Origin of the sequence: Ruminococcus sp. AF31-8BH (assembly GCF_003460605.1) — a bacterium.
Taxonomy (GTDB): Bacteria; Bacillota; Clostridia; order Lachnospirales; family Lachnospiraceae; genus Blautia_A; species Blautia_A acetigignens.
The window spans coordinates 1-8,821 of the sequence record NZ_QTVN01000033.1 but is presented as its reverse complement, the minus strand read 5'-3'; the positions used below and the strand labels follow the sequence as shown (position 1 = coordinate 8,821).

Here is an 8,821-nt window from a genome sequence, read left to right as displayed (position 1 = left end):
GATTTTTTGTACGCCGCCGCCCGCCATCGAGCAGAGTTTTACACCTAATTGGGGATAAAACAGCTGATGGCGGGCGGCGGTGTCGTTCTGATCGGTCTTCAGCTTATCCCTCTGCTGTCCGGGCTGTTCAGCTAAATGTCACCCGTTGTCCCTTTTTCCAGAAAAGGAGCTGATGTATGGACTTTATCATCGACGCAATCGTTGAATGGCTGAAAGGTCTGCTCGTCGATGGTATCATGGGAAATCTGGATGGTCTTTTCGATAACGTCAATCAGAGCGTTGGCGAGATCGCCACACAGGTAGGCACGACCCCGGCGGACTGGAACGCCGGGGTCTTTTCCATGATACGACAGATCTCTGAAACTGCCATCCTGCCAATCGCCGGGGTCATCCTCACTTTTGTAATGACTTATGAGCTGATACAGATGCTCATAGAACGCAACAACCTCCATGAAGTTGACACATGGATGTTTTTTAAGTGGGTGTTCAAAACCTTTGTGGCTGTGATGATCCTGACGAACACCTTCAATATCGTGCTGGCGGTCTTTGATGTGAGCCAGCATGTGATACAGCAGTCAGCAGGCATTATCCAGAACGGGACAGAGATCACGCCGGATGTGCTGGACAGTTTGCGGACAGAGCTTGAGGCGATGGAGTTAGGTCCTCTGTTCGGACTCTGGCTACAATCCTTCCTAATCCAGCTTACCATGATTGCCTTAAACATCGTGATCTTCGTCATCGTATATGGCCGTATGATTGAAATTTATTTACTCACAAGTTTAGCTCCTATCCCGTTTGCCACAGTCCCCAACAGGGAAACCGGACACATGGGGCAGAACTATTTCCGCTCCCTCTTTGCGGTAGGCTTTCAAGGTCTATTGATCTTAGTCTGTGTCGCCATCTATGCGGTGCTGATCCAGAGTATCGCCACCGACGGCGACCCCATCGGGGCGATCTGGGGCTGTGTGGGATATACGGTGCTGCTGTGTTTTACCTTATTCAAAACAGGCAGTCTTGCAAAATCCATCTTCGGCTGCCATTAAGAGACTTCGGGCCATGCTGACCCGAAGCGGAAAGGAGAAATCCATGCAGGAAAAAACTGCGGGCGGAACACCAGCCGCCCCTATAAAGCTGGATGTAAGCGTGCGGGTCATCGAACCCGTGAAAAATCTCATGGGCTTTGCCAGCGTGAAATTCAATGACTGCTTTGTGGTGGAAAATCTGAAAATCGTACAGGGCAGCAAGGGCCTCTTTCTTGGGATGCCCAGCCAGCCGGACGGAAAAGGCGGCTACCGGGATATGGCCTACCCTGTCACAAAGGAGTTCCGGGAACAGCTCAATACCGCTGTTCTGCAAGCCTATGAGGCAAAGCTGGAACAGATGGCGGAGCGCGGCTCTGTGGGGCGTGCGTCCATCAGCGACCAGCTCAAAGCCGGGAAAGCGGCTGCCGAACAGGCAAAGGCAGAACGGCCTCCGAAGGAAAAGCCCAGCCGCAGCGCAGAGCGTTGACCTCGGGCCATGCTGGCCCGAAGCAGAAAGGAGGCGGGAACCATGCTACGCAAACGGACGGGCTATGACGCGGCCTGCTATTACGACGGAAAACTGCTGGGCCGCTGTACCAAAGCGGACAGCGACGCCTATACCCTGTTGATGAACGCCTGCGGCGGGGAGGCCGCCCGGGTCCTGCGGGAATATGCCTATTTTTCCCCGGAACTGAAAGCCATCTTAGAAAAGGCGGCGCTCATGCAGGCGGACCGGAGCCGGATGGGCGGAATGTTCCATGCGCCGAAAAGTTCCCCGTGGGGCGAGGTGCAGAGCTGTGAAACCCTCTGTCCGGGGGTGTTTCTGGTATCTACCGCCAGCCACGGCGGAACGATGGTGGCAAACGAGGTAGCCGCCGTCCTCTCCCCGGCGGCCAAAAAATGCGGCTTCAAGGACAAGGGCTATATCTGCTACGAGGAGGACGCGCAGGAAAGCGTAGTGCTCCGGGAGCTGCTGGACAAAAAGCTGTGGAAAATCCCTGACCGCATTAAGGACAAAGGACAGTTTGAAGAAAAACTCAATCAGTCCATCCGGCAGTATCACCCCGAATACTGGCGGGCAAGGCAGAGCGGACGAGAGGCCGCCGAAGCTGCCCGCAGCACAGCCCCGGCCAAAGAGGCCGCAAGATAACCTCGGGCCATGCTGGCCCGAAGCAATAAAGGAGGTGTACCAAAATGGCCTATGTGCCAGTACCAAAAGACCTTTCCAAAATCAAGACAAAGCTGGCCTTCAACCTAACGAAGCGCCAGCTTGTTTGTTTTTCCAGCGCGGCGGCGGTGGGCCTCCCGGCTTACCTGTTTTCCCGTGGCAGTATCGGGAACAGTGCCGCCATGTTCCTGATGATCGGCCTCATGCTCCCGTTCTTCTTTCTGGCTATGTATGAACGAGACGGTCTGCCGCTGGAAAAAGTGCTGAAAAACATCATCCGCACCCGGTTCCTCTATCCCCGTGTGCGGCCTTACAAAACCGAAAACTTCTATGCGCTGCTTAGCGTCAGAAAGGAGGCGCAGCCGATTGCGAAACAGCAGAAGGGCCGGAAAGCCCGCAGGCAGAAAGCCTGAAAAGCAGGGCCTTACCGGCCTGTTCACGAAAGGAAAGAACATTCCCACCACCGCCCAGCAGACCCTCCCTTACCGGGAAATGTACCGGGACGGGGTGTGCCGGGTAGCGGACCGCTATTACACCAAAACCATTGAATACGAGGACATCAACTACCAGCTCGCACAGTCCGAAGATCAGGCAGCCATCTTTGACGGGTGGAGCGCCTGCCTCAACTACTTTGACAGCAGCCTTCCGTTCCAGCTTTCCTTCCTCAACCACCGGAGCCGCCCGGGCAGCCGGTACAGCGTGAACATCCCCATGCAGGACGATGATTACAACAGCGTCCGGTGTGAGTATGTGGAAATGCTGGAAAACCAGATCGCCAAAAGCAACAACGGCATTGTCCGCACAAAGCTCCTGACCTTCGGCGTGAACGTGGACGACCTTCCCACCGCCAGGGCAAGGCTGGAACGTGTAGAGGCGGACATTTGCGGGAACTTCAAAAAGCTGGGCGTCAAGTGCCGTTCCCTTTCGGGGCTGGAACGGCTGGAGCTTCTTCACGGGCAACTCCACCCCGGCAGCGGCTCCCCCTTCCGGTTTTCATGGGATATGATCCCCAAAACCGGGCTTTCCACCAAAGACTTTATCGCCCCGGACAGCTTCGATTTCCGTTTCAGCCGACTGTTCCGGGTGGGGACGACCTGGGGCGCTGCCTCTTACTTGCAGATTTTGGCCTCGGAGCTCTCGGACAAGCTGCTGGCGGAGCTTTTGGAAATGGATGCGGAAATGACCATTACCCTCCATATCCAGACCGTCGATCAGGCCGCCGCCGTAAAATCCATCAAGGCCAAAGTCTCCGACATTGACAAGATGAAAGTGGAGGAACAAAAAAAGGCAGCCCGGTCAGGGTACGACATGGACATACTCCCGCCTGACCTTGTAACGTACAGCAACGACGCAAAGACCCTCTTGGAAGATTTACAGAGCCGGAATGAAAGAATGTTCCTTCTGACCTTCCTTGTGGTAAACATGGCCCCGACCCGCCGGGAGCTGGACAACGACCTGTTCACGGTGTCCGGTATCGTCCAGAAATACAACTGCACCTTGAAGCGGCTGGACTTCCAGCAGGAGGACGGTTTTCTTTCCAGCCTTCCGCTGGGCCATAACGGCATTGAGATCAAGCGCGGCATGACCACCAGCTCCACGGCCATTTTCGTTCCCTTTATGACGCAGGAGCTCCGCATGGATGGCGAAGCCGTCTATTACGGGCTCAACGCCCTTTCCCATAACGTCATCATGGCAAACCGGAAAAAGCTCAAAAACCCCAACGGCCTGTTCCTCGGTGTGCCGGGCTCCGGTAAATCCTTCGCCGCAAAGCGGGAGCTTGTGAACGTGTTCCTTGCCACAAAAGACCGCATTATCGTGGTGGACCCGATGGGCGAATACTCGCCCCTTATCAGGCGGCTGGGCGGACAGGTCATCGAGATCGCACCGGACAGCCCCCACCACATCAATCCGATGGACATTGATTTGAGCTTTGACGAGGAAAACCCGATGGCACTGAAAGCCGACTTTATCCTGTCGCTGATGGAGCTGATCGTCGGCGGCAAGGACGGCTTGCAGCCGGTGGAGCGTACCGTCATTGACCGCTGTGTGCGCCAGATGTACCGGGAACACTTGCAGGACCCGGAAACAAGCAAAATGCCGACCCTCCAAACCCTGTATGACCTGCTCTGTTCCCAGCCGGAGGGCGAGGCGGTGCGGCTGGCGACGGCCCTTGAAATTTATGTGTCGGGCTCCCTTAACGTGTTCAACCATGAAACCAATGTGGACTTAAACCGCCGTCTGGTATGCCTTGACTTAAAAAAGCTGGGGGCCGGGCTTCGGACGATTGCCATGCTCATTATGCAGAACTTGGTAAACTCGCAGGTGTCCATGAATTTCCTCCGCGGTATCGCCACATGGTGTTACTTTGACGAATTTCATGTGCTGCTCCGTGACCGTCTGACGGCAAGCTATTGTGTGGCGATCTGGAAAATGCTGCGAAAAAAAGGGTGCGTTCCGAGTGCTTTAACGCAGAATGTAAAGGATTTTCTGGCAAGCCCGGAGATTGAGAACATCTTTGAAAACTCGGACTTCCTTGTGCTGCTCTCGCAGGCACAGGGGGACCGGCAGATTTTAGCCAAACAGCTTGGGATCAGCCCCCACCAGCTTTCCTATGTGACCCATACCAATTCCGGCGAAGGGCTGCTGTTCTTCGGGAATACCACCATCCCGTTTGTTGACCGCTTCCCGCAGAATACCGAGCTGTACGCCATTATGACCACCCGCCCGGAGGACAAAAAACAGGAAATGAACCGGGCGTAACACACTTCGGGCCATGATGGCCCGAGGTTTGGAAAGGAGGGATACATTATCGGAAAGAAACCGGACAAACGGAATTTTCAAAGGCCGGGGCCGACGGAGGATACCGGGGACAATCGCCCCGGACCGGCAGAACGGGAAGGACCTTCCCCCGCACCGTCCCGACGTCTGCGGTTTGAGGACGAGGATGCCGGGCAGGACAGTCCTTCGGGCCATGATGGCCCGAAGTCCAAAAGCGGCAAGTTTCAAGAGGACAGCCGCAAAAGCCGTCCCTCTGACCGCATGAGGCAGGAGGATGAAGCGAGCAGGCCGCAGGATACCGGCAGGGCACAGGAGCCGGAGGGCTCCGCCGAGAAGGCCGGGAGTAAAAAGGACAAGTACCAGAAGGCGCAGGCCAAAGCGGAGCGCGCCGGGGAAAAGCTGGGAAAGGCCCGGGAGAAGCTGGATAAGGTCGAGGCGAAACGGGCGGCGCAGAAGCCGCCGGGGCTTGCGAAGAAAGCTGTCCGGGGAGCCCGCACCGAGGCATGGTTTTATCTCCACAACAAGATACACGAGGTTGAGCATGAAAATGTGGGTGTGGAAGGAGCCCATAAATCCGAGCTGGCCGCAGAGGCCGGAGCCCGGAAACTGACCCGGTATGCCAAACGCCGCTGGCGGGAGCACCCGGCCCGGAAGGTGGCAAAATGGGAACGGAAGGACATAAAAGCCCGGGCCAATATGGATTTTCAGAAGATGGCCTCCGAGCACCCGGAGCTTGCCAGCAATCCGCTTTCCCGTGTGCAGCAGAAATGGAAACTGAAACGCCGGTATTCCAAAGAAGCAAAGGCGGCTGCAAAACAGGGCGCAAAGACCGCAAAGAAAACCGCTGCCGCTTCGGGAACTGCGACCCGTCGGGCGGCACAGTTTGTGACCCGTCATCCTGTGGCGGTGCTGATCCTGCTCCTGCTGTTGCTGCTCTGTTTTCTTGTGTCGGCGGTAAGTTCCATTTTTCCCACGCTTGGCAGCGGCCTTGCCAATGCGTTATCCGGCACCTCCTACGCCTCGGAGGATACGGACCTGCTGGGGGTGGACGAGGACTACACGGCGCTGGAAAACGAGCTGGCGCAGACGGTAGCGAACATTGAAAGCACCCATCCCGGCTATGACGAGTACCGCTATTCCGTGGACGAGATCGGCCATAACCCCTATGAGCTGGCGTCCTATCTCTCGGCAAAGTACCATGTCTATTTCCGTGAACAGGTGCAGGACGAGCTGCGGGAGATCTTCGAGGCACAGTATGAGCTGACCTTGACGGAGGAAGTCGAGATACGCTACCGCACCGAAACCAGCACCGACCCGGAGACCGGGGAAACCACCACCGAGGAAGTCCCCTATGAGTATTACATCTTAAATGTGACCCTCACAAACAAGACGCTGCCCGCCGTGATCCTGCCGAGGCTTGACGAACAGCAGAGGCAGATATACACCGTTATGCAGCAGCTCAAAGGCAACAAGCCCTATCTGTGGGAGGGGATTTACAACGGCGGCGAAGATACCGGCCCCAGCTATGAGATACCCGGCGAGGCGCTGGATGACCCGGCTTTTGCGGCGCTCATGGAAGAAGCCACAAAGTACATCGGCTGGCCCTATGTGTGGGGCGGCTCCAGCCCGTCCACCTCCTTTGACTGTTCGGGCTTTGTCTGCTGGGTGTACACGGCCAGCGGCGTCCACAACCTGCCCCGTACCACGGCACAGGGCATTTATAACCAGTGCGCTATCATTTCCCCCTCCGAGGCAAAGCCCGGCGACATTATCTTTTTCACGGGAACCTATGACAGCCCCGGCCCTGTGTCCCATGTGGGGATTTATGTGGGCGACGGGATGATGCTCCATTGTGGTTCGCCCATCCAATACGCAAACATCAATTCAAGCTACTGGCAGACACATTTCTATGCCTTCGGGCGTTTGTGAGCCAGAGGAAAGGAGTCCTTGCATGAACAAGATCGACAAGCTCGATAAGGAACTGGAAAAAGCCCGGGAGAAGGCTGCCGAGTGGCAGGCCAAAATCCGGGAGCTGGAAAAGCAGAAACAGGAGGAAGAAAACAGCCAGATCGTGCAGGCGGTGCGCTCCCTTAAACTGACGCCCGCCCAGCTGATGGCATTTCTGAATGACCCCAAAAACAGCCTTACCGCTTCGGACCATACTGACCCGAAGCCGGAGGCACCCGAAAAGGAGGACACAGCCCATGAAAAAAACTAAATACCGCAGGCTGGCGGCGATGGCTGCCAGCCTTTTGTGTTGCCTGATCTTTACGGTCCCGGCTTATGCACAGAGCAGCGAGCCGCAGCCGGAGACAGCTCCCTCCCTGGCAGAAACCGAAGCAGAGCCGGAAACCCAGAACCCCTTTACCCCGGACGGGACGGGAACCGTGGTGGACAACGCCACCGACGAGGATGGAAAGGAGTTCTACACCATCACCACAGCAGACGAGAGCGTGTTTTATCTGGTGATCGACAAACAGAAAACCAGCGAGAACGTCTATTTCCTCAATACCGTTACCACAGACGACCTTCTGCCTCTTGCTGAACAGGGTAAGGAACCGCCCAAAGAAGTGACCCCTGAGCCAGAGCCAAAGCCCACCGAACCGGTGGAGGAAGTACCGGAACCCAAGCCGGAGAAAAAGGACAGCCCCCTTCTCTCTCTGCTCCTGATCGGTGCGGTGGTGCTGGCCGGCGGTGGAATTGGTTACTATTTCAAGATTTACAAGCCGAAGCATGAAGCCCCGGATTTGGAAGATGATTACTGCGAATATGAGGACGGGGAGCTGGAGGAGATCGCAGAGGAACCCGAGGACGAAGATACCCCGCCGTGGGAGGAAGATACGGAGGAATGAGAATGAATTTTACAAGCAGCCCTTTTGAACGAATGATGAAGGAAGTACCGCACCCCGGCTGGGACAATGACGACCCTTGTAAGGGATGCCGTTACTACAAGGAGTGCAAAGGAAAGAAAAAACAGTGCCGGAAGAAGTTCCGGGCGCTGATCGTGGAGCCCCGCCCTTCGGGCCATCGTGGCCCGAAGTCTTAAATGGACGCCCGGGAGCTGACCCGTGACGAGAAGAAGAAAATCCGCACTCTGGTCACGGGGATGTGCGCCAACTATGACCGGGAAAGCGGCCTGTGCCTTCCTCTTGACTGTGCCTGCTATATGCTGCACAAGTGCTGGACAGGGGCGTACTGCCGTTATTTCCGTGAGGCTGTCCTGCCTCTTAACCCGGAGCTTCAAGCGTCGTTGACAACGGAAGGCATCTCCCCGGAGCTGCGAGCCTGTGCGGTCTGCGGAAAGGCGTTTTTGCCCGAGGGGCGTCAAGCCTACTGTTCCGACGCCTGCAAGGCCGAAGGGAACCGCCGAAAAAGCCGGGAACGCATGAGGAAAATGCGGGAGAAAAGGCCGGGCGGCTGTTACGATTTGCCGCTTCCAAAGGCTTGACATTCCGGGCTTTTTGGAGGGTGTTTCCGGGGTGGGAATATCTTATTACATTCCTCCCCGGTCTGCCCTCTTATTTCGTAACATCCAGCACTTCGGGTCATGTTGGCCCGAGGCACAGAAAGGAGGGATCTCTTGGAGACAGTACAAGGATATGTGATTTTGAAAGCTGCCACCTTTGAAACCGGACACGGCTTTGCGCTGGGGCATAATCCGGGAGCGCCGAGCCCCTTTGTGACCTGGCAGTTTACCAAGGGAGAAAACGGCCATCGGGATTACTACTGGGGCCGCTATGGAACCAGTCAAGCGTGGGCGCAGAGGGACTTTGACCGCCGGGTGGACGACTATCAGCAGCTTTACCATGCGGCGGTCAAGCATACCGAGCTGGGACCGGAGGGCGTTTACCGC

10 protein-coding genes and 2 pseudogenes are annotated in these 8,821 nt (G+C 56.4%); all 12 read left to right on the top strand.

Annotation, left to right across the window (positions count from 1 at the left end):
- Positions 1–51 precede the first annotated feature (51 nt).
- Positions 52–135: pseudogene (locus DWZ38_RS21595) on the top strand (Maff2 family protein); the annotation flags it as partial.
- Between the two features lie 41 nt (positions 136–176).
- Positions 177–1,043 carry a VirB6/TrbL-like conjugal transfer protein, CD1112 family gene (locus DWZ38_RS21590; RefSeq protein WP_005927637.1) on the top strand — a complete coding sequence of 289 codons (867 nt, stop codon included), beginning with the start codon at positions 177–179 and terminating at the stop codon, positions 1,041–1,043.
- A gap of 13 nt (positions 1,044–1,056) precedes the next feature.
- A complete protein-coding gene (locus DWZ38_RS21585) occupies positions 1,057–1,509 on the top strand; it encodes a SpoVG family protein (RefSeq protein WP_007887861.1) in 453 nt (150 codons plus the stop codon).
- Between the two features lie 9 nt (positions 1,510–1,518).
- Positions 1,519–2,172 (top strand): hypothetical protein, encoded by a 654-nt coding sequence (locus tag DWZ38_RS21580; RefSeq protein WP_117855353.1) that lies wholly within the window; start codon positions 1,519–1,521, stop codon positions 2,170–2,172.
- Positions 2,173–2,216: 44 nt separating this feature from the next.
- Positions 2,217–2,603, top strand: coding sequence for a PrgI family protein (locus tag DWZ38_RS21575; protein ID WP_117482855.1), 387 nt, complete (start codon positions 2,217–2,219; stop codon positions 2,601–2,603).
- A gap of 79 nt (positions 2,604–2,682) precedes the next feature.
- Positions 2,683–4,950 carry a VirB4-like conjugal transfer ATPase, CD1110 family gene (locus DWZ38_RS21570; RefSeq protein WP_117855355.1) on the top strand — a complete coding sequence of 756 codons (2,268 nt, stop codon included), beginning with the start codon at positions 2,683–2,685 and terminating at the stop codon, positions 4,948–4,950.
- Between the two features lie 279 nt (positions 4,951–5,229).
- The gene (locus DWZ38_RS21560; protein ID WP_117855351.1) at positions 5,230–6,897 is read left to right on the top strand and encodes a CD1108 family mobile element protein; all 1,668 of its coding nucleotides are present in this window, start codon (positions 5,230–5,232) and stop codon (positions 6,895–6,897) included.
- Between the two features lie 22 nt (positions 6,898–6,919).
- Positions 6,920–7,186: a DUF4315 family protein gene (locus tag DWZ38_RS21555; RefSeq protein WP_117506432.1), complete on the top strand. Its 267-nt coding sequence runs from the start codon at positions 6,920–6,922 to the stop codon at positions 7,184–7,186.
- Positions 7,173–7,820 (top strand): DUF4366 domain-containing protein, encoded by a 648-nt coding sequence (locus DWZ38_RS21550; RefSeq protein ID WP_117855348.1) that lies wholly within the window; start codon positions 7,173–7,175, stop codon positions 7,818–7,820. Before DWZ38_RS21555 ends, DWZ38_RS21550 begins: the two co-directional genes overlap by 14 nt.
- A complete protein-coding gene (locus DWZ38_RS21545) occupies positions 7,817–8,014 on the top strand; it encodes a hypothetical protein (protein WP_005927616.1) in 198 nt (65 codons plus the stop codon). Before DWZ38_RS21550 ends, DWZ38_RS21545 begins: the two co-directional genes overlap by 4 nt.
- On the top strand, positions 8,015–8,416 hold the full coding sequence (locus tag DWZ38_RS21540; RefSeq protein ID WP_117855345.1) for a cysteine-rich VLP protein: 402 nt from the start codon (positions 8,015–8,017) through the stop codon (positions 8,414–8,416).
- A gap of 132 nt (positions 8,417–8,548) precedes the next feature.
- Positions 8,549–8,821: pseudogene (locus DWZ38_RS21535) on the top strand (hypothetical protein); the annotation flags it as partial.